The 18,924-nt window shown below is 66.1% G+C and carries 15 protein-coding genes; 11 read left to right on the forward strand and 4 right to left on the reverse strand.

What is annotated here, in order from left to right; translation table 11 throughout:
- The coding region (locus CF70_RS19480) for a 4-hydroxyphenylacetate 3-hydroxylase C-terminal domain-containing protein (protein WP_035868133.1) at nucleotides 1-771 on the forward strand (771 nt) is incomplete at its 5' end.
- A 77-nt stretch (nucleotides 772-848) separates the two neighbouring features.
- Nucleotides 849-1,379 (forward strand): isochorismatase family protein, encoded by a 531-nt coding sequence (locus tag CF70_RS19485; RefSeq protein ID WP_035868164.1) that lies wholly within the window; start codon nucleotides 849-851, stop codon nucleotides 1,377-1,379.
- Nucleotides 1,380-1,453: 74 nt separating this feature from the next.
- Here CF70_RS19485 and CF70_RS19490 read toward each other — a convergent pair whose 3' ends face one another.
- Both CF70_RS19490 and CF70_RS19495 read right to left on the reverse strand, forming a co-directional pair.
- Nucleotides 1,454-3,043, reverse strand: a complete 1,590-nt coding sequence (locus CF70_RS19490) for an aldehyde dehydrogenase (NADP(+)) (protein ID WP_035868167.1) — start codon at nucleotides 3,041-3,043, stop codon at nucleotides 1,454-1,456.
- A gap of 68 nt (nucleotides 3,044-3,111) precedes the next feature.
- A complete protein-coding gene (locus CF70_RS19495) occupies nucleotides 3,112-4,044 on the reverse strand; it encodes a dihydrodipicolinate synthase family protein (protein ID WP_035868136.1) in 933 nt (310 codons plus the stop codon).
- A 168-nt stretch (nucleotides 4,045-4,212) separates the two neighbouring features.
- On the opposite strand from CF70_RS19495, the gene CF70_RS19500 reads away from it, so the two are divergent.
- From CF70_RS19500 to CF70_RS19515, 4 genes are all read left to right on the forward strand, one after another.
- Entirely contained in the window at nucleotides 4,213-5,148 is a 936-nt protein-coding gene (locus CF70_RS19500; RefSeq protein ID WP_035868139.1) for a LysR family transcriptional regulator, read from the forward strand.
- 141 nt (nucleotides 5,149-5,289) lie between these two features.
- Nucleotides 5,290-6,258 carry a Bug family tripartite tricarboxylate transporter substrate binding protein gene (locus CF70_RS19505; RefSeq protein ID WP_035868140.1) on the forward strand — a complete coding sequence of 323 codons (969 nt, stop codon included), beginning with the start codon at nucleotides 5,290-5,292 and terminating at the stop codon, nucleotides 6,256-6,258.
- Between the two features lie 64 nt (nucleotides 6,259-6,322).
- Nucleotides 6,323-7,345 carry a 4-hydroxythreonine-4-phosphate dehydrogenase PdxA gene (locus CF70_RS19510; RefSeq protein WP_035868143.1) on the forward strand — a complete coding sequence of 341 codons (1,023 nt, stop codon included), beginning with the start codon at nucleotides 6,323-6,325 and terminating at the stop codon, nucleotides 7,343-7,345.
- A gap of 41 nt (nucleotides 7,346-7,386) precedes the next feature.
- Entirely contained in the window at nucleotides 7,387-8,562 is a 1,176-nt protein-coding gene (locus tag CF70_RS19515) for an L-rhamnonate dehydratase (protein ID WP_035868145.1), read from the forward strand.
- A gap of 112 nt (nucleotides 8,563-8,674) precedes the next feature.
- Here CF70_RS19515 and CF70_RS19520 read toward each other — a convergent pair whose 3' ends face one another.
- Entirely contained in the window at nucleotides 8,675-9,625 is a 951-nt protein-coding gene (locus tag CF70_RS19520) for a LysR family transcriptional regulator (protein WP_035868147.1), read from the reverse strand.
- A 132-nt stretch (nucleotides 9,626-9,757) separates the two neighbouring features.
- Between CF70_RS19520 and CF70_RS19525 the strand changes: the two genes are divergently transcribed.
- Nucleotides 9,758-13,174 (forward strand): adenylate/guanylate cyclase domain-containing protein, encoded by a 3,417-nt coding sequence (locus CF70_RS19525; RefSeq protein ID WP_035868150.1) that lies wholly within the window; start codon nucleotides 9,758-9,760, stop codon nucleotides 13,172-13,174.
- 35 nt (nucleotides 13,175-13,209) lie between these two features.
- Here CF70_RS19525 and CF70_RS19530 read toward each other — a convergent pair whose 3' ends face one another.
- Nucleotides 13,210-14,259: a patatin-like phospholipase family protein gene (locus tag CF70_RS19530; protein ID WP_035868152.1), complete on the reverse strand. Its 1,050-nt coding sequence runs from the start codon at nucleotides 14,257-14,259 to the stop codon at nucleotides 13,210-13,212.
- A 437-nt stretch (nucleotides 14,260-14,696) separates the two neighbouring features.
- On the opposite strand from CF70_RS19530, the gene CF70_RS19535 reads away from it, so the two are divergent.
- The 4 genes from CF70_RS19535 to CF70_RS19550 all read left to right on the forward strand — a co-directional run bounded on the left by CF70_RS19535 (nucleotide 14,697) and on the right by CF70_RS19550 (nucleotide 18,825).
- Complete coding sequence (locus CF70_RS19535; protein WP_035868155.1) at nucleotides 14,697-16,526, forward strand: gamma-glutamyltransferase family protein; 1,830 nt, start codon at nucleotides 14,697-14,699, stop codon at nucleotides 16,524-16,526.
- A gap of 107 nt (nucleotides 16,527-16,633) precedes the next feature.
- Nucleotides 16,634-17,614, forward strand: a complete 981-nt coding sequence (locus CF70_RS19540; protein WP_035868157.1) for a Bug family tripartite tricarboxylate transporter substrate binding protein — start codon at nucleotides 16,634-16,636, stop codon at nucleotides 17,612-17,614.
- 4 nt (nucleotides 17,615-17,618) lie between these two features.
- Nucleotides 17,619-18,173, forward strand: coding sequence for a GAF domain-containing protein (locus CF70_RS19545; RefSeq protein ID WP_081862247.1), 555 nt, complete (start codon nucleotides 17,619-17,621; stop codon nucleotides 18,171-18,173).
- Between the two features lie 193 nt (nucleotides 18,174-18,366).
- The gene (locus CF70_RS19550) at nucleotides 18,367-18,825 is read left to right on the forward strand and encodes a hypothetical protein (protein WP_035868161.1); all 459 of its coding nucleotides are present in this window, start codon (nucleotides 18,367-18,369) and stop codon (nucleotides 18,823-18,825) included.
- Nucleotides 18,826-18,924 lie beyond the last annotated feature (99 nt).

Here is an 18,924-nt window from a genome sequence, read left to right on the forward strand (position 1 = left end):
ATGGCGAGGTTTCTCGGAGCTAATCTGATGACGTACAACTACGCCACGCATCACCGCCACAGTTGCATCGGCGCGCGGGCCGGCTTTGGCGACCTGCTGATCGGCGCGGGCGCGTTGATGTGCGAGGCCAACGGCTTCGACCCCGGCGAGGAATCGCACCTGCGCGATCATATGGTGGAACTGATCAAGATCACGGAAGGCTTCTACGCCTGCGGCGTCGCCGCGTCCGTCTATGCCACGCAGGACGTGGCGGCGCAGAGTTTCGTGCCGGACCCGGTTTTCGCGAACATCGGCAAGCCGCTGCTGGCCACGCAGATCTACGACATGCACAAGATCGCCCACTATGTATCGGGCGGGCTGATCGTTGCGCTGCCGGGCCCCGACGAAGATCACAAGCCGCTCACCGCGGCAACGCTACAGGATGTCCTGCGGGCCAATCCCGATGTGCCGTACGCCAGACGCATCGAGACGGCCCGGTTCATCGAAGACCTGACGGCGTTCTATCAGGGCGGCTGGTACTCGGTCATCAGCCTGCATGGCGGCGGCTCGCCGGAAGCGATGAAGCGGGAGATCTACAGGCACTATCCTGTCGGCTCTAAGGTGCAGCTGGTCGAACGGTTGCTGGCGCGCGGGCTGACGGACGATCCGGATCGCGCGATCACGCGCAACACGCAACCCGGCAAATGCTGCTCGCAAGGCTGCACGGTGCCCGGCGCGCCGGTCATGATCGATTTGCCTGAAGTCCCATCCAGGCGCGATGATGCAGCTTGAGCCTGCTATGGTTCCATCCGGGCATCGCATGCAGGAAGAGGAAGCGCTTGCCACACCAACTCACAAAGGGAATGCGCATGCTGCACAACGCCGCTGAATCTGTTCTGGTGCTGGTGGACCTCCAGGCCCGCCTGATGCCCGCGATCCATGAAAGCGATCGCGTCGTAACGGAAGCCGTGCGCCTGGCCAATATCGCGCGGGTACTGGGCGTGCCGGTGATCGGCACCGAGCAAAGCCCCGGCAGCCTGGGCGGGAATCTCGTCGAGATCAGGCGGCTATGCGATCAGACCGTGGCCAAAGACCATTTCGATGGCTGCCAGGACGGCTTGCTCGACGCACTGCCTGCCGGGCGGAAGCACGTGGTGGTAGCCGGCTGCGAAGCCCACGTCTGCGTTTTCCAGACGGTTACCGGGCTGCTCGGCCACGGACTGAGCGTGACCGTCGTGCTGGATGCCATCGGCTCGCGCAAGGCCTCCAGCCGCGACGCGGCCATCGACAGGATGCGCAGGGACGGGGCCACCGCGGCCACGGTCGAGATGATTGCCTTCGAATGGATGCGGACGAGCCGGCACGAACGCTTCCGCGAGGTGCTCGGCTTCGTGAAGTAAGGTCTCGCGGGGAAGCCGCGGCGCCGGCCAGCTCCCGCGCCACGCTTACGCCTGCGCGCCTGGAACCAGGCCGGTTAAAGCGCTTGTCGCCCGGCCTGTGCCTCCCCATCCACCCGCACCGCAAGCCCGAGCGGATTGGCGGTGCGCAGCGCCTGCGGCAGCAAGGCGGCAGGCATGTCCTGGTAGCACACGGGCCGGAGGAAGCGCGCGATGGCCAGGCTCCCGACCGACGTGGAGCGGCCGTCCGAGGTGGAAGGATACGGTCCGCCATGCACCATCGCATGACTCACCTCCACCCCCGTGCCAAAGCCATTGACGAGGATCCGGCCGACGCGGCGCTCCAGCGCGGGCAGGAAGCCGCGCGCGGCATCGTAGTCGGCTTCATCGATATGGATGGCCGCGGTCAGTTGCCCCTCCAGGGCTTCCACCACGCGCCGCATGGCGGCCAGGTCGGCGCACCGCACCACCAGCGACGCCGCGCCGAAGATTTCCGCGCGCAGTGCTTCGTGTGCGAGGAAGGCCCCGGCGGTGGTCGAGAACAGCGCCGCCTGCCCCTGGTATTGCGCGCCGGCCTGGCCGCGCGCAATGGTGCTGACCTGCGGATGGCAACCAAGGCCTTCGACGCCGGCGCCGTATGCCCGGTGGATGCCCGGAGTCAGCATGGTCGACGCCGGGGCTTGCGCGATCGCCGCTTCGGCCGCCGCCAGGAAACGATCGAGATCCGGCCCCTCCACCGCCAGCACCAGGCCCGGATTGGTGCAGAACTGGCCCGAGCCGAGCATCAGCGAGGCGGCGAAGGCCTTGCCGATGGCGTCGGCACGGCTGCCCAGCGCGTGCGGGAACAACAGCACCGGGTTGATACTGCTCATTTCCGCGTAGACCGGGATCGGCTCGGCGCGGGCCGCGGCCAGTTGCATCAACGCGGTGCCGCCGGCGCGCGAGCCGGTGAAGCCGACCGCCTTGATGCGGTGATCGCTCACCAGCCCCTGGCCGATCTGCAGGCCGGAATCGAACAGCAGGGAGAACGTTCCCTCGGGCAATCCCGATTCGTCCACGGCCTTCCGGATCGCGCGGCCAACCAGTTCCGATGTGCCGGGATGGGCCGGATGCGCCTTGACGATAACCGGGCAGCCGGCTGCCAGCGCCGATGCGGTATCGCCACCGGCCACGGAGAACGCCAGCGGGAAATTGCTGGCGCCGAACACGGCCACCGGCCCCAGCGCGATATTGCGCAGGCGCAGGTCCACGCGCGGCAGCGGCTTGCGCTCCGGCTGCGCGGGATCGATGCGCAAATCGAGGAAATCCCCTTGCCGCACCACGGCGGCAAACAGGCGGAGCTGGCCCACGGTGCGCCCGCGCTCGCCTTCTATCCGGGCACGCGGCAGGCCACTCTCGCTGACGCAGCGCTCGATCAGCGCGTCGCCAAGCTCAAGGATGCTGGCGGCGATCTTCTCCAGGAACGCGGCGCGTTGTTCGAGCGAGGTTTCGCGGTAGACGTCGAAGGCCTGCGCGGCCAGCGCGCAAGCCTGCTCCAGCTGCTGCGGCGTGGCACCGCCGAAGGCCGGTCCCAGCGTTTCCCCTGTCGCCGGATCGACAGCCCGGATCTCGCCATGGGTGCCGCGCACCGACTGGCGCCCGATCAGCAGTTCGCCTGAGATATTCATGCTCTGTCCTTGAAATGAAAAGGCGGCGCGTTGGCGGCGCCGCCAGTTGTCCAATGCTTGCCAGCCGCTCACCTGCCCCAGCGCAGCACCAGCGGATCGAGCCTGCGCGCGATCTTCAGCAAACCGGCGCGCGTGGCCGGGTGCATCGGCTGCAAGGGGTGGCGCACGGCGTCGGAAGCAATCACGCCGCCCTCCTTCATCAGCACCTTTGCCGTCGCCAGCCAGCCTTGGCGGTTCTCGTAGTTGATCAGCGGCAGCCATTGCTGGTAGTGCTGCGCGGCGAGCTCCGTGTCGCCGGCCTGGTAGGCATCCACGATCCTGCGGATGCCGTCGGGGAAGCCCGCGCCGGTCATTGCGCCGGTGGCGCCCGCATCCAGGTCGGCCATCAGCGTGATGGCCTCTTCGCCATCCCAAGGGCCCACGATGGCGTCGCCGCCAAGTTCGATCAGTTCGCGCAACTTGGCCGCGGACTGCGGCACTTCGATCTTGAAGTACGACACATTGGCGATCTCCTTCGCCATGCGGGCCAGGAACGGGGCCGACAGCGTGGTGCCGCTCACGGGCGCATCCTGGATCATGATGGGGATGTCGATCGCGTCGGACACCGTGGCAAAAAAGTCGTGGATGGCGCGCTCCGGCACGCGGATGGTGGCGCCGTGATACGGCGGCATCACCATCACCATGGCGGCGCCGGCGTCCTGCGCGGCGCGGCTGCGCGCGGCGCAGATGCGCGAGCTGAAGTGCGTGGTGGTGACGATCACCGGGACGCGGCCGGCCACATGGTCCAGCACGGTCGTCATCAGCAGGCTGCGCTCGTCGTCGGTCAGCACGAACTGCTCGGAGAAATTCGCCAGGATGCAGATGCCGTCGGAGCCGGCGTCGATCATGAAATCGATGCAGCGGCGCTGGCCGTCGAGGTCAAGGCCACCTTGTTCGTCGAAGATGGTGGGTGCCACCGGGAATACACCACGGTAGACGGCATTGGCTTTGGGCATGTTCATGGTCTCTCCTCCTTGTTCTTGCCGGCGGCGCCGGGTCCGGCCGGAGCCCCGCGTCGGGGGGCTTGTGACAGGGAAGCAATATACGGTGCGCCAGGCCGCGATGTATATTGAAACCTTTCCATCTCGTGATCGCTTTTGCGACTCACGCAGCTTCCGCCCCAGGTTCCCATGAAGGCCACGCTTGACGTTCTGATGTCCCGCCTGCGCATGAAGCAACTGCAATTGCTGATCGCGCTGGACGACCACAAATCCCTGCACCAGGCCGCGTCGGCCATGGCCATGACACAGTCGGCAGCCAGCAAGGCCTTGCAGGAACTGGAAGGCATGCTGGACGCGCCGCTGTTCGAGCGCTCCAAGACCGGCATGCGGCCAAACCAGTTCGGCCACTGCGTGATCCGCTACGCGCGGCTGCTGGCGACGGATCTCACCGCCTTGTGCCAGGACATGGCCGAGATCCGTTCCGGCAAGGGCGGCCACCTGGCCGTCGGCGCCATCATGGGCGCGGTGCCGGATGTGCTGGTGCCGGCGCTGGAGACCATGCAGGACGAACAGCCGAACCTGTCCATCGAAATCGTCGAAGACACCAGCCTGCGCATGCTCACGCTGCTGGACGACGGCCGCCTGGACCTGGTCATCGGGCGCGCGCTGGTAAGCGACCAGCCCGCCAGGTACCACTACCAGGCGATTGGCGATGAACCGATCTCGGCCGTGGTGGGCTACAGCCATGCCGCGCCGCGCGCCAGGACGCTCACCTTTGCCGACCTGGCCGGCTATCGGTGGATCGTCTACCCCGGCCAGATGCCGATGCACGAGTTGCTGCAGCGCGAGTTGGACATGGCTGGCGTGGGCATGCCGGCGAATGCGATCACGACCTCCTCCAGCTTTGTCACCGTGGCCTTGCTGCAGCGCAGCGCAAAACTGGTCTCGCTGCTGCCGACCAGCGTGGCCGAACTGTTCGCCCGGCAAAAGATGCTGCGCATCCTGCCGGTGACGATGCGGTCCCGGCAGCAGACCTTTGGGGTCGTGACCCGGCGCGGGGGCACGCTTTCCGCCGCCGCGGCGCAGTTGATCAAGCTGCTCCGCGGCGGGCAGGCGGAATCCTGAGCGGCGCCTGGCATCCGCCGCGAGGTATTCCTGAAAGTAATCACCCATTCAATAAACATCAGTAGTCACGCATCGCTCCCATCCTTATAGTTGCCCCATCCGCGCTCCGGCGCAGGCCCATAACAAGACATGGAGACAACAATGAAACGATGGATGACCGGCGCCTTCGCCGGCGTGATGGGACTGGCAGCCGCCATGGCAACCGGCGCCCACGCGCAGGACACCCGCCCCGTACGGATGATGGTAGGCGCGGCGCCGGGCGGCGGCACCGACGTGATGGCGCGCATCGTCTCCGACAAGCTGGCCGCCATCCTCAAGCAACCGGTCGTGGTGGACAACCGGCCTGGCGCCTCCAACACGATCGCCGCCGACATCACCGCCAAGGCGGCGCCGGACGGCAACACGCTGCTGATGGGCGTGGTCACCTCCCAGGCCATCGCGCCCCACCTGCTCAAGCTGCAGTTCAACCCGCTCAAGGACCTGGCGCCGGTGGGCCTGGTGTCGTCGGTGCCCAATGTCCTGGTGGTCAACAACCAGGTGCCGGCGCAAGACGTCAAAGCGCTGGTGGCGCAGATCCAGGCCAATCCGGACAAGTTCCGCTACAGCTCGTCCGGCGTCGGCAGCACCCAGCACCTGGCCGGCGCGGCGTTTGCCCGCCAGATCCACGGCAAGCTGCTGCACGTGCCATACAAGAGCAGCAGCAGCGCGCTGGTGGACCTGATGGGCGGCCAGGTCGACATGAGCTTCGAGACCATGCCCTCCGTCATCAACCACATCAAGGCCGGCAAGCTGCGCGCGCTGGCGGTCACCGCCGACCAGCGCTCGGCGCTGCTGCCTAACGTACCCACGCTGGCCGAAGCCGGCGTGCCCGGCATCCAGATGAATGCCTGGTACGGGGTCTACGCCCCGGCCGGCACGCCGCCCGCCACGCTGCAAAAGCTGAGCGCGGCGCTGGCCACCATACTCAAGGATCCCGACACCGTGCGCCGTCTCAATGATGTGGGCGCGTTGCCGGGCACGCTCACCGCCACCCAGTTCGATGCCTTCTCGCGCGCCGAATATGCGCGCTACGGCAAGCTGATCGCCGAACTCGGCGTCAAGCTGGACTGATCAAGCTGGACTGATCAGGCTGGACTGATCAGGCTGGACTGAATCCCTTTCCCTCAAGACTCCCATGACCCAACGACCCCGAATCGCCATGGTGCTCGGCGACCCCGCCGGCATCGGCCCCGAACTGATCGCCAGGCTGCTGGCCGACCCTGCCACCGCGGCGCAGGCCGACATCCTGCTGATCGCCGACCGCGACGAATGGCGCCACGGCATGCAGGTGGCCGGCGTGGATATCGCGCTGCGCGAAACCGATTCGCTCTCTTTTGCCGGCGGCGGCGACGCCAGCGCCCCGCGCCTGTTCCACTGGCAGCTCGACGGCAAACCCGCCTACCCGCGCGGCGTGGCCAGCGCGGAAGGCGGCCGCTACAGCCTTGGCACCCTGGCCGTGGCGCTGGAGCTCGCGCAGGCGGGCAAGGCCGACGCCATCCTGTTCGGCCCGCTCAACAAAAGCTCGCTGCACGCCGCCGGCATGGGGCACAACGATGAGCTGCACTGGTTCGCCGAGAAGCTCGGCTACGACGGCGCTTTCTGCGAGTTCAATGTGCTCGACGGCCTGTGGACCTCCCGCGTGACTTCCCACGTCGCGCTCAAGGACGTGCCCGCCATGATCAACCGCGACAGCGTGGGCGCCGCCATCGACCTGATCGACCAGGCCCTGCGCGGGGCCGGCATGGCTCGCCCGCGCATTGCCGTGTGCGGCCTCAACCCGCACAACGGCGACAACGGCGCCTTCGGCCGCGAGGAGATCGACTTCATCGCACCGGCGGTCGCCGATGCGCAGGCACGCGGCGTGGCGGCGGATGGCCCCTTCCCCGCCGACACCATTTTCCTCAAGGTGCAGGGCAGTCCCCAGCAAAGGCAGTTCGACGCCATCGTCACGATGTATCACGACCAGGGCCAGATCGGCATCAAGCTGATGGGCTTCTCGCGCGGCGTCACCGTGCAGGGCGGCCTGCCGGTGCCGATCACCACGCCGGCCCACGGCACCGCTTTCGACATCACGCAGCAAGGCCGCGCCGACCTCGGCGCCACGCTGCAAGCCTTCCGCATCGCCTGCCAGATGGGCAGCCAGCGCGCAGCCCCCTGAGCCTGCCGCCCGCCACCGGCCATTATCCAACGGAGACTATCTTGAAAATCACCAACGTCCGCGCCCGTGTCTTTGAATGGAAGGGCAAGACCGTGCCCCCGCAAGCGCACTTCTGCACCAATGCCACCGACATCCTGTTCGAACGTGGCGACGCCATGGGCTCGTTCCGCTTCCACGGCTGGCTGGTGGTGGAAGTGGAAACCGATACCGGCCTGGTCGGCATCGGCAACTGCGCGCTTGCGCCGCGCGTGGCCAAGGAAATCGTCGACCAGTACCTGGCCCCGATCGTGATCGGCCAGGACCCGTTCGACAACGAGTACCTGTGGCAGAAGATGTACCGCCGCACGCATGCCTGGGGCCGCAAGGGCATCGGCATGGCAGCGATTTCGGCGGTGGACATCGCGCTGTGGGACCTGATGGGCAAGGCCGTGGGCAAGCCGGTGTTCAAGCTGCTGGGCGGGCGCACCAAGGAAAAGATCTGGTGCTACGCCTCCAAGCTCTACAACAACGATGACCGCGACGCCTTCCTGGCCGAAGCGCAGGGCTATCTCGACCAGGGCTTCACGGCGATGAAGATGCGCTTTGGCTATGGTCCCAAGGACGGCCCCGCCGGCATGCAGAAGAACATCGAGCAGGTGCGCCTGCTGCGCGAACTGGTGGGCGACAGTGTCGACATCATGCTCGAATGCTATATGGGCTGGACGCTCGAATACGCGCGCCGCATGCTGCCGCGCCTGGCCGAATTCAATCCGCGCTGGCTGGAAGAACCGGTGATCGCCGACGACATCGAAGGCTATGCCGAGCTGAAGAAGATGAGCCCGTTCCCCATCTCCGGCGGCGAGCACGAATTCACCTCCTACGGTTTCAAGGACCTGCTGGAACGCCGCGCGGTGGACGTGATCCAGTACGACACCAACCGCGTGGGCGGCATCACCGCCGCGCAGAAGATCAATGCCATGGCCGAAGCCTGGTCGGTGCCGGTGATCCCGCACGCGGGCCAGATGCACAACTACCACCTCACCATGGCCTCGACCGCTTCGCCGATGTCCGAGTACTTCCCGGTGCACGACGTGGAGGTGGGCAACGAGCTGTTCTACTACATCTTCAAGGGCGACCCGGCGCCGGACAAGGGCTACCTGCAGCTTGACGACAACTTGCCAGGGCTGGGGCTGACGCTCAACGAAGAGTATTTCAAGGAGTTTGAGATCATCGGATAAGCAGGCCGCAATGGCCTGCAACCCGCCTGGCTGTGCCGGCTGCGCGCTTTGAAGGACGCAGCCGGCCGCTTGCGCTTCGGGTCCGGCCTCAGCCCCTCAGCCCCTCAGCCCTTCAGCTTTTCACCCCCACCGCCTGCTGCAACGCACGCACCAGCGCCAGCAGCGGCTCGCTGTGTTCCGTACGGCGCAGCCACATTGCGCCCACCGCCGGCAGATCCCACGTCAACGTATGCGGCAAGACCGCGGCGCTGCCGCTGGCCGCCAGTTCGGCAGCCACCGCGCGCGGCACGATGGTGATGGCGCGTGGCTGGTTGCGCATCAGTGTGGCGATGGTCTTGATCGAATACGTCTCCACCATCGGCGTCGGCGGCACCGCGCCGGCGGTGGCGAACAAGGTATTGATGGTGCGGCGGATCGGCGTATGCGAGGGCGGCAAAATCCAGTCCAGCGCGGCCAGGCGCGGCCAGTCCAGCTTGCCGCGCGCCAGCCGCGCCGCGGCGGCCACTGGCACCACCAGCGCGGGTTCCTCGCGGTAAAGCGGCGTCTGCACGATGTCGTCGCCCGGTGCGTAGAAGGACCGCGCGATCACGCAATCCAGTTCGTGCGCGCGCAGCGCAGCCACCAGTTCGTCCGTGGTGCCCTCGCGCACCAGCACCGCCACGCGCGGCTGCTGTTGCAAGCCGTGCGAGCAGGCCGCATCCAGTACCACCGGAGCCACATACGGAATCACGCCGATGCGCAGCCGCCCGTGCAGGCCGGCACCGATCACCGCCAGTTCCCGCCCCAGCGCCTCCGTATCCGCCATCGCCAGCCGCGCATGCGCCAGCACGGCCGCGCCGGTCCCGGTAGGCGCCAGCCCCCGCCGCGAGCGCGCGAACAGCGGCACCATGAAGATCTCCTCGATCTCCCGCAGCGCCTTGGTCACGGCGGGCTGGGTCAGGTCCATCTCGGCCGCGACGCGCGACACCGAGCGCTGACGGTCCAGCGCCAGCAGCAGCGCCAGATGCTTGAGGCGCAGGCGGGAGATGAGGTTGTGCTGAAGTTTGTCGACTGGGGACGGCAATTAGAGTCCTGGACCTGAGCGTCTTGCAAGCCGTTGATTCTACTAGCGCCACCACGATGCGCCCTGAACTTGCTAAGGCGGCCAATGGCGCGTCTAATGATCCGAGGCAGGCGATGCCAGTCAGGAGGGGTAATGCGCTGCACAAATTGCGGGTTCGCGAACCTCGCGCAGGCTAACTTCTGCGAGCAGTGCGGGGCCCGGCTTGCGCGGATCTGCCCGCGCTGTGGCGAGGAATCCGGTCCTGCGGCGAAGTTCTGCCGCGGATGTGGCTCGCCCCTGGATGACTCCCCGTCAGCGGCGGCGCTTCCAGTGCCTGCGGCCGCCGCTTCGGCCCCTGTCCACTACACGCCGCCCCATCTGGCCGAGCGCATCCGGGCGGAGCAGGCGGCCATGGAAGCCAGGGGCGGAACGGCCGGCGAGCGCAAGACCATCACGGCGCTGTTCGCCGATATGGCTGGTTCGACGGCGTTGATCCAGGACCTGGACCCGGAAGAGGCGCGTCGCCTGATCGACCCCGTGGTGACGCTGATGATGGATGCCGTGCACCACTATGAGGGCTACGTAGCCAAGTTCCTGGGTGACGGCATTCTCGCTCTGTTCGGCGCTCCCATTGCCCATGAGGATCATGCCCTGCGGGCTTTATATGCGGCGCTGCGCATGCAGGAGGCAATGCGTCGCCACAGTGACCGGGTGCGTCTGGATCAGGGCATACCGCTTCAGATCCGCGTCGGAATCCACACGGGTGAGGTGTTGGTGCGCTCGATCCGCAAGGACGATCTGCACACGGACTACGATCCCGTGGGGCACACAATCCACATCGCCTCGCGCATGGAAGGCGTTGCCACACCGGCGTCCATCCTTGTCAGCGAGTCGACCCATAGGCTCACCGAGGGGTATTTCGAATTCAAGCCGCTGGGGACGACCCACGTAAAAGGCGTCCGGGATCCGCTTGCGGTGTATGAGGTGCTGGGCCTCGGCGCATTGCGCACTCGCCTGCAAGTGGCGGCGCATCGCGGCCTGGCGCGCTTTGTGGGACGCCAGGCCGAAATGGAGGCGTTGCACAAGGTCCTGGAACTGGCCAAGGCGGGGCATGGGCAGGTCGCCGAGGTGATGGGAGACGCCGGGGTAGGAAAATCGCGGCTGTTCCACGAGTTCAAGGCACGATCACAGCAAGGCTGCATGGTGCTGGAGACCTTCTCGGTTTCGCACGGCAAGGCCTTCGCCTATCTCCCGCTGATCGAGCTCCTGAAAAATTATTTTCAGATCACCCCGCAGGATAACGACCGAAGCTGCCGCGAGAAGGTCACGGGCAGACTGCTTACCCTCGACAGGACGCTGGAAGACCATTTGCCCTATTTGCTCTACCTGCTCGGCTCCGTCGAGCCCGGCTCGGCACTGCCGACCATGGACGCTGCCATCCGGCGGCAGCGCACGTTTGAAGCGGTTGCACGCCTGCTGGTCCGCGAAAGCCTCAACCAGCCTCTCGAACTCCTGTTCGAAGACCTGCAATGGCTGGACAGCGAAACCGAGGCCTTCCTCAATATCCTCCTGGACTATGTGCCGGGTGCGAGGATCGCCCTGCTCGTCAACTACCGCCCGGAGTACTCCCATGACTGGAGCTCCCGGAACTACTGCGTCCAGCTGCATCTGGAGCCGCTGGGCCCGGCCGAAGCCCAGGGGCTGCTCACCGCGCTGCTGGGCGAGGATCGCGCTCTCGCGCCCCTGAAACGGCTGATCCTGGACAAGACGGAAGGCAACCCGTTCTTTATGGAGGAAGTGGTCCAGACCCTGGTTGAGGAGCATGCCCTGGTTGGCCAGCCTGGCTGCTACCGCATCGAGAGGGCGCCTACCTCGCTGCACATCCCCACCACCGTCCAGGGCGTGCTCGCCGCCCGCATCGACCGGCTCCCGCTCGTCCAGAAGGAACTGCTGCAAAGCCTGGCCGTGATCGGAAAGGAGTTCCCGTTGAGTCTCATCCAGCATGTCACTGCGCTGGCTGAAGACGAATTGCGCCCGCTTCTGGCCGCCCTGCAGGCTGGCGATTTCATTTATGAACGACCTGTATTCCCGGAGGTGGAGTACGCTTTCAAGCACGCGCTCACCCAGGAAGTTGCCGGCAACTCGCTGCTTACCGAGCAGCGCAGCGCGCTGCACGAGCGCACCGCGGAGGCCATCGAGACACTTTTCCAGAGTCGGCTAAAGGACTACTGCAGCGAGCTGGCACATCATTACAGCCACAGCGGCAACATCCCGAAGGCAGTCAAGTACCTGCACTGCGCCGGCGAGCAGGCCCTGCAGCGTTCTGCCCAGATGGAAGCCATCCGTCACCTGGGCGCGGCCGTGGAACTGCTGGAGCGGCTGCCCGACACGCCCGAGCGCGCACGCGAGGAACTCACACTGCTGCTAACGCTGGGACCGGCCTTGATCGCCACGCGGGGTCAGGCCGCGCCCGAGGTGGAAGCAACTTTCAGGCGCGCGCTGGCATTGTGCGAACAGGGTGGGCAAACGCCTAGTTTCTTTTCGGCGCAGCTAGGACTGTGGGCGTTCTACCAATTGCGGGCGCAGTACACGGTTGCGCTGCCGCTTGGGGAACGGCTGCTTGCCATGGCTCAGGAGACGCAGAAGCCCGGGCAGCTCGCGGAGGCGCATCGTGTACTCGGCGCCACCACGTTCCGCCTGGGCCAGCCCGGCACGGCCCGCACCCATATGGAGGCGGTGCTGTCACTGCAACGGCCGGATCCGTCGGCATACGATTTTCTTCTGGGGTACGGGCGAGACCCGGCCGTACATGCCACGAGCACGCTGGGTTGGATCCTGTGGTATCTGGGCCTGCCGGATCTGGCTCGCACGCGCTGCCAGGACGCATTGGTTCTGGCCAGGAAGCGCCCCGACGCCTTTAACCTCGCGCTTTGCTTCGTCTTCGCAGCCGAAGTGCACCAATGTCGGCGTGAGGTGCAATTGACCCGCGAGTATGCAGAGGCCGCGATCGCGATCTCGGGCGAGGAGGGCTTTCCCATCTATCTGGCGTGGGGAACCGCTCTGCAAGGCTGGGCGCTGACGGAACAAGGCCGTTTGGAAGAGGGGATTGCCGAAATACGCCAGGGCCTCGCCGCTTACGAGGCAACCGGCGCGGCACTGGGCAAGCCGAACTTTCTGGCCCTGCTCGCTGAAGCCCTTGGGAGAGCCGGGGACTTCCAGGCCGGGCTGGACGTGCTGGCCGAGGCGCTAGCCTTGACGGAAGACACGGGAGAGCGGCTTGACGAAGCGACGCTGCATCGGGTCAAGGGAGAGTTGATACTCCAATGCCGCACGCTCACTGGCCACGACGAAGCCGAAGCCTGCTTTCACAAGGCAATCGCCGTCGCCCGCCATCAGGGTTCCAGGTCACTGGAGCTGCAGGCCGCGCTGAGCCTGGCCCGGCTATGGCGAACGCAGGGAAAGATGAGCGCCGCGCGCCTGGCCCTTGCCCCGATCCATGGATCCTTCAGCGAGGGCTTCGACACGGCTGACTGGCAGCAAGCCAAGGCACTACTGGACGATCCGACCTGAAACCATAGCGCTTCCCGGTTGCCCGGCCGTCATCCTCAAAGGAATTCCTTTTTGATGTCAACGCTAGAGCGCTGGCCAACCTTGTCGTAGTTTTCCGCGATCCATGCCTCGGCCGCAGCCCTCCCCTTGTCACGCAGGAAGCAAAGGAAGTCCCAGTCGGCGTTGTACTTGCTCGACGCGCCGAGGGCGCTCATCGTCTCATCAGACCGGATGGAGTGGATCAGCATTTCCTTCATCTCGCTCCGGTCAACCTTGCCTTGCTGGATGAGCGAAGTCACAAAGGCTATCGCGCGCATTTCTCGCATGAGCGACGAGTTGAAACTTACCTCATTGACGCGATTGAGGATGTCGGCCGCAGTGGTCGGCACGCCACGGCGTACGATCGGATTGATATGGACAATCACGACATCGCTTGTATTGCAGTGATAGATCAGCGGGAAAATTGCCGGGTTTCCCACATAGCCGCCATCCCAAAAGTACTCGCCATCGATTGACACGGCCTGAAACAGGGTTGGCGGACAGGCCGAAGCCAGCACGCCCTCAATGCAAATGTCTTCGCTTGAAAAGATGCGTATCCTGCTAGTCTCGACATTGGTCGCACACAGGAAAAGCTGTATCGGGCATTGCTTGCGTAATGCCGCAAAGTCGACCTGCTTCTCCAGCACGTCCCGGAGCGGATTCGAGTTATTGGGATTGAACTGGTATGGCGACAGGATACGGAGAACGATATCCGCCATGGCGTACAAGGGCGAGTGGTTCAGCCCAAAGCTATGTGTCCCTTTCAGCCATGGCACCCAGCGCAACGGGCTGTACCGCTCTGCCGATTGCGCGATCGCCAGCCAGAAATCGTGGAGCGCCTGGCGCGCCTGCCCGTGCCCGCCTTGCAGCAAGCCATGGGCGAGCACGGCGGCATTCATCGCCCCCGCGCTCGTTGCACTGACGCCTTCGATGGTAAATCGCTGATCCTCGAGTAGCCGGTCGAGGACGCCCCACGTGAACGCACCGTGCATGCCGCCACCCTGCAAGGCAAGTGCAATTGGCTTCTGTTCACTGTTATCGGTCTGCTTCCGGCTATTCCCAGGCATCCTGAAGCTCCTTGGTGGCGCGCACGGGAGCATGCCCGCCGGGTATCGACTTCCGTAGGCGTGCGTGAAGTATCGTAACCAGCGCTTCTCCAGGCGTTTGCTCGGCGGCTACCAGCGCAGCGCCAATGGATACCCACCAAACAAGGCTTCCGGCAATGCGTCGAATGACAGGGTCCGCTGTCCTGAAGTGTAGTAAAGATGGGCATGGTCAACTTGACGGCGCGGCAGATCGTGCCGCAGCTGGCGGACGAGGGGATCGGCTTAGCGTCGGGATCTACGTTCCAGCAGGATTGGGGAATTTCTATGCATAACCAATCCGTCATACAACAATAAGTAATACGCGACAAACGGTTATCCAATAACCCTATACTTCAAGGCACCACCCCCCTCCGGCTTGCGCTGCCTTCGCCGCCCTGCCCGGACCCCACGGAGCCTTCATGTTCACCACCCGCCCGGAAATCGTCGGTACCTTTGGCGTGGTCTCGTCCACCCACTGGCTGGCCTCGCAAACCGCCATGAGCGTGCTGGAGCGCGGCGGCAATGCCTTCGACGCGGCGGTGGCCGGCGGCTTTGTACTGCAGGTGGTGGAGCCGCACCTGAACGGCCCGGGCGGCGAAGTGCCGATCCTGCTGTGGAGCGAGCGCGAACGCGCGGTGCGCTCCGTCTGCGGCCAAGGTCCCGCGCCGGCACTGGCCGACCCGGCCGCCATGCGCGCCAGGGGGCTGGACCTGGTGCCCGGCATCGGCCTGTTACCCGCCACCGTGCCTGGCGCCTTCGGCGCATGGCTCACCATGCTGCGCGACTACGGCACCTGGACGCTGGCGGATGTGCTGGCGCCCGCCATTGCCTATGCGCGCGACGGCTTCCCGCTGGTGCCGCGCATCTCGCAAGCCATCCTGGCGGTGCGCGAGCTGTTCCAGAACGAGTGGCACAGCTCGGCCAATGTCTGGCTGCCGGATGGCCGCGTGCCGCGCCCCGGCACCCTGCATGCGACGCCTGGCGTGGCCCGGACCTATACGCGCATTGTGGAAACGGCCGAGGCCGCCGGCGGCACCCGCGAGCAGCAGATCGACGCCGCGCTGGATTGCTGGTACCGCGGCTTCGTCGCCAGGGAAATCGACAGCTTCTGCCGCACGCAGGCCGTGCGCGACACCACCGGCGAGCGCCACAAGGGCCTGCTCCGCCATGAAGACATGGCTGACTGGACGCCCACGGTGGAAGCGCCCGCCACGCTGGATTTCGGCCGCTATACGGTAGCCAAGTGCGGCATCTGGAGCCAGGGCCCCGCCTTCCTGCAGCAGATCGGCATGCTGCGCCACGCCGATCTTGCCGCCCACGCGCCCACCTCGCCCGAGTTCGTCCACCGCATCGCCGAGGCGGCCAAGCTGGCCATGGCCGACCGCCTGGCGTGGTACGGCGACCCGCGCTTTGGCGACGCGCCGCTGGCCGGCCTGCTCGATCCCGCCTACCTGGCCGCGCGCGCGCGCCAGATTGGCGAGCGCGCCTCGCCCGACATCCTGCCCGGCACCGTCGGGGGCCGCACGCCCCGCCTGCCCGATCTCGGCGCGGCGGAACGCACGCTGCGGCAAGCCGATGTGCGCTTCGGCGTGGGCGAGCCCACTTTCGCGGCGATGCCCCCGGTAGCGGAGTGGGCCGAGCGCGAGATCTTTGTCGGCGACACCTGCCACATCGACGTGATCGACCGCCACGGCAATATGGTCGCCGCCACGCCGTCGGGCGGCTGGCTGTCGTCCAGCCCGGTGATTCCCGAGCTTGGCTTCGCGCTCAACACCCGCCTGCAGATGACCTGGCTCGAACCCGGCCTGCCCAACACGCTGGCGCCGGGCAAGCGCCCCTGCACCACGCTCTCGCCTTCGCTGGCACTGCGCGACGGCGAGCCCTACATGGTGTTCGGCACGCCCGGCGGCGACCAGCAGGACCAATGGTCCGTCGCCTTCTTCCTGCGCCACGCCGTGCACGGCATGAACCTGCAGGAAGCCATCGACGCGCCCGCCTGGCATATCGATCATTTTCCCGGCTCCTTCTGGCCACGCTCGGTGGTCCTCAACCGGCTCAGCGTGGAATCGCGGCTGCCTGAAGACACCATCGCGGCGTTGCGCGCGCGTGGGCATGAGGTGAAGGTGGGAGAGCCGTGGTCGGAGGGCCGCATGTCCGCCTGCACCAGAGAGCGCGATGCGCAGGGCCGGCTGGTGCTGCGTGCCGGGGCCAATGCACGGGGCATGCAGGGATATGCGGTGGGGCGTTGAGGGCGTTGAGGGCCGTCAGAGCAAACCAGCGGTCCGGCAAGGCAAGCAGTAATCGAATCAAACCGGATCGCATCAGGCGGTTCGCATAGCAATCGGAGAAGGAAGAGATGAAAACCGTTTTGAAGCGCTGCCTGCTGGGCCTTGCCACGTTCTCGCTGTTCTGCGCCGCCTCCGGGGCCGGCGCGGCCGATCCCTATCCGCAAAAGCCCATCACCCTGATCGTGCCGTGGGCCGCCGGCGGCTCCACCGACATCCTGGCACGCGTACTCTCCGAACACCTGACCCGCTCCCTCGGCCAGCCGGTGATTGTCGACAACAAGCCCGGCGCATCCGGCAACATCGGCTCGGCCATGGTCGCGCGCGCCAAGCCCGACGGCTACACCCTGCTGGTCGGCTCCATGAGCACGCACGCGATGAACCCCGCGCTGATGCCCAACATGCCGTTTCGCGGCGTGGAAGACTTCACGCCACTGGGCCTGCTCGCCTATGTGACCAACACCATGGTGGTCAACCCGTCGGTGCCGGCACACAACGTCAAGGAGCTGATTGCTTACGCGCGCGCCAATCCCGGCAAGCTCGCCTACGCGAGCGCCGGCCCCGGGTCCACCAACCACCTGAGCGCAGTACTGTTCGAGAAGATGGCCGGCGTGCAGATGCTGCACGTGCCGTACAAGGGCGGTGCGCCTGCCGTGGTCGATACCGTGGCCGGGCAGACGCAATTGCTGTTCTCCGCCGGCACGCAAACCCTGCCGCACGTCAAAGCCAGCAAACTGCGCCTGCTCGCCGTGACCGAGAGCAAGCGCTCGCCGCTGCTGCCCAATGTGCCGACCGTGGCGGAAACCGTGCCAGGCTATGAGCTGTCCGTCTGGTACGGTGCCTTCGGCCCCGCCGGCATGCCGCCCGCTCTGGTGACGCGTCTGAACCAGGAAATCAACAGGATCATGTCGATGCCGGAAGTGAAGGAGAAGATGAACGCCATCGGCGTGGAAACCGCCACCTCCACGCCCCAGCAGTTCGGCGCCATCCTGCGCCGCGATGCCGACCGCTACGGCAAGCTGATCCGCGACCTCGGCATCAAGGGGGAGTGAAGCTGTGACCGATCGTGTTCCTGACCTTGCCGCCGCCCCCGCTCACGCTACTGTGTCGCTGCCTGCGCCACTGCTCGCCTCGCTGTGCGGCGCGCTGGCTCGCGCAACCAGGCCCGCCAGTGCCTTCGAGGCAATTGGCAACGCCACCGCCGCACTGCTCGGCCCCGGCCTGCTCACCATCAATGCCTACCGGCGCGCCAGTTCGGAAGTGGTGCGGCTGTGGTCCTCGGACAAGGCCGCCTATCCCGTGGGCGGCAGCAAGCGCAAGGCCGATACGCCATGGACGCGGTGGGTGCTGCATCAGGGCGAGGTCTTCGTGGGCGAAGGCGACGCCGCGCTTGAGGCGGTGTTCGACGACATCGCCGTGATCCGCGGCCTTGGCCTGTCGGCGGTAGTCAATGTGCCGGTGTGCGAGGACGGCCGTTGCGTGGGCACCTTTAACTTCCTCGCGGCGCGCGGCGTATGGACGGAGGGGGAAGTTGCGACTTTGCGACTGCTGGCGCAGATGGTGGCGCCGGCGCTTATCGCCGCCAGCCGGGTAGCCCAGCCCGGGGCTTGAGGCGAGCGCGCGACGCGCCTGCCCCGCTAATTCAAAAATATTGAACAATCCATCCTGAGAAATCAAGTCATAGCCACCGATGGCTCTCCTATAGTTCGTTACATGAACGGCGCGCAGCAAACAAGGCAACGTTCTGGCAGATGCAACGAACAATCAATGAAATTCAACGAATTTTAAGAAACCGGAGAACATCATGACCAAGACCATCGCCCTCAAGCTTGCTTCCACCCTCGTGCTGTCGTTCGCCGCCATCGGCGCCGCCCACGCCGCCACCGCCAGGGACCTGCTCCCCGGCGACAAGTACGGCTACGAGTTCCGCACCGCGGTGCCCGCCGACAAGTATGGCTACGACTTCCGCACCCACGACACCTTTACCGACGGTGCCCGCAGCGGCAAGCTGGATACCTTCACCGAAGGCGCCCGCATCGCCGGTCTGGAGCGCACGGGTGTGTCGGCCTCCCCGGCCCGTGGCTTCGATGCCTACACCGATGGCGCCCGCACCGGCAAGCTGGATACCTTCACCGAAGGCGCCCGCATCGCCGGCCTGGAGCGCACGGGTGTCTCGGCCTCCCCGGCCCGCGCCTTCGATGCCTACACCGATGGCGCGCGCACCGGCAAGCTGGATACCTTCACCGACGGCGCCAACGCCTGATGCAGTACCCGCAGTTGGTATCCCACCGCGGCACCATGTGACCTGGTGCCGCGGCATTGGATGCTGCCGCGCAAGAACACGCCCCTCCCCGCCCCCTCC

This window comes from Cupriavidus sp. SK-3, from assembly GCF_000611145.1.
Taxonomy (GTDB): domain Bacteria; phylum Pseudomonadota; class Gammaproteobacteria; order Burkholderiales; family Burkholderiaceae; genus Cupriavidus.

Bases quoted from the DNA above. Each gene is read 5' to 3' on its own strand.
- CF70_RS19540 (WP_035868157.1), top strand. From the start codon at position 16,634: ATGAAAACCGTTTTGAAGCGCTGCCTGCTGGGCCTTGCCACGTTCTCG.
- CF70_RS19530 (WP_035868152.1), bottom strand. From the start codon at position 14,259: ATGCCTGGGAATAGCCGGAAGCAGACCGATAACAGTGAACAGAAGCCA.
- CF70_RS19550 (WP_035868161.1), top strand. From the start codon at position 18,367: ATGACCAAGACCATCGCCCTCAAGCTTGCTTCCACCCTCGTGCTGTCG.
- CF70_RS19535 (WP_035868155.1), top strand. From the start codon at position 14,697: ATGTTCACCACCCGCCCGGAAATCGTCGGTACCTTTGGCGTGGTCTCG.
- CF70_RS19495 (WP_035868136.1), bottom strand. From the start codon at position 4,044: ATGAACATGCCCAAAGCCAATGCCGTCTACCGTGGTGTATTCCCGGTG.
- CF70_RS19505 (WP_035868140.1), top strand. From the start codon at position 5,290: ATGAAACGATGGATGACCGGCGCCTTCGCCGGCGTGATGGGACTGGCA.
- CF70_RS19485 (WP_035868164.1), top strand. From the start codon at position 849: ATGCTGCACAACGCCGCTGAATCTGTTCTGGTGCTGGTGGACCTCCAG.
- CF70_RS19510 (WP_035868143.1), top strand. From the start codon at position 6,323: ATGACCCAACGACCCCGAATCGCCATGGTGCTCGGCGACCCCGCCGGC.
- CF70_RS19500 (WP_035868139.1), top strand. From the start codon at position 4,213: ATGAAGGCCACGCTTGACGTTCTGATGTCCCGCCTGCGCATGAAGCAA.
- CF70_RS19525 (WP_035868150.1), top strand. From the start codon at position 9,758: ATGCGCTGCACAAATTGCGGGTTCGCGAACCTCGCGCAGGCTAACTTC.
- CF70_RS19490 (WP_035868167.1), bottom strand. From the start codon at position 3,043: ATGAATATCTCAGGCGAACTGCTGATCGGGCGCCAGTCGGTGCGCGGC.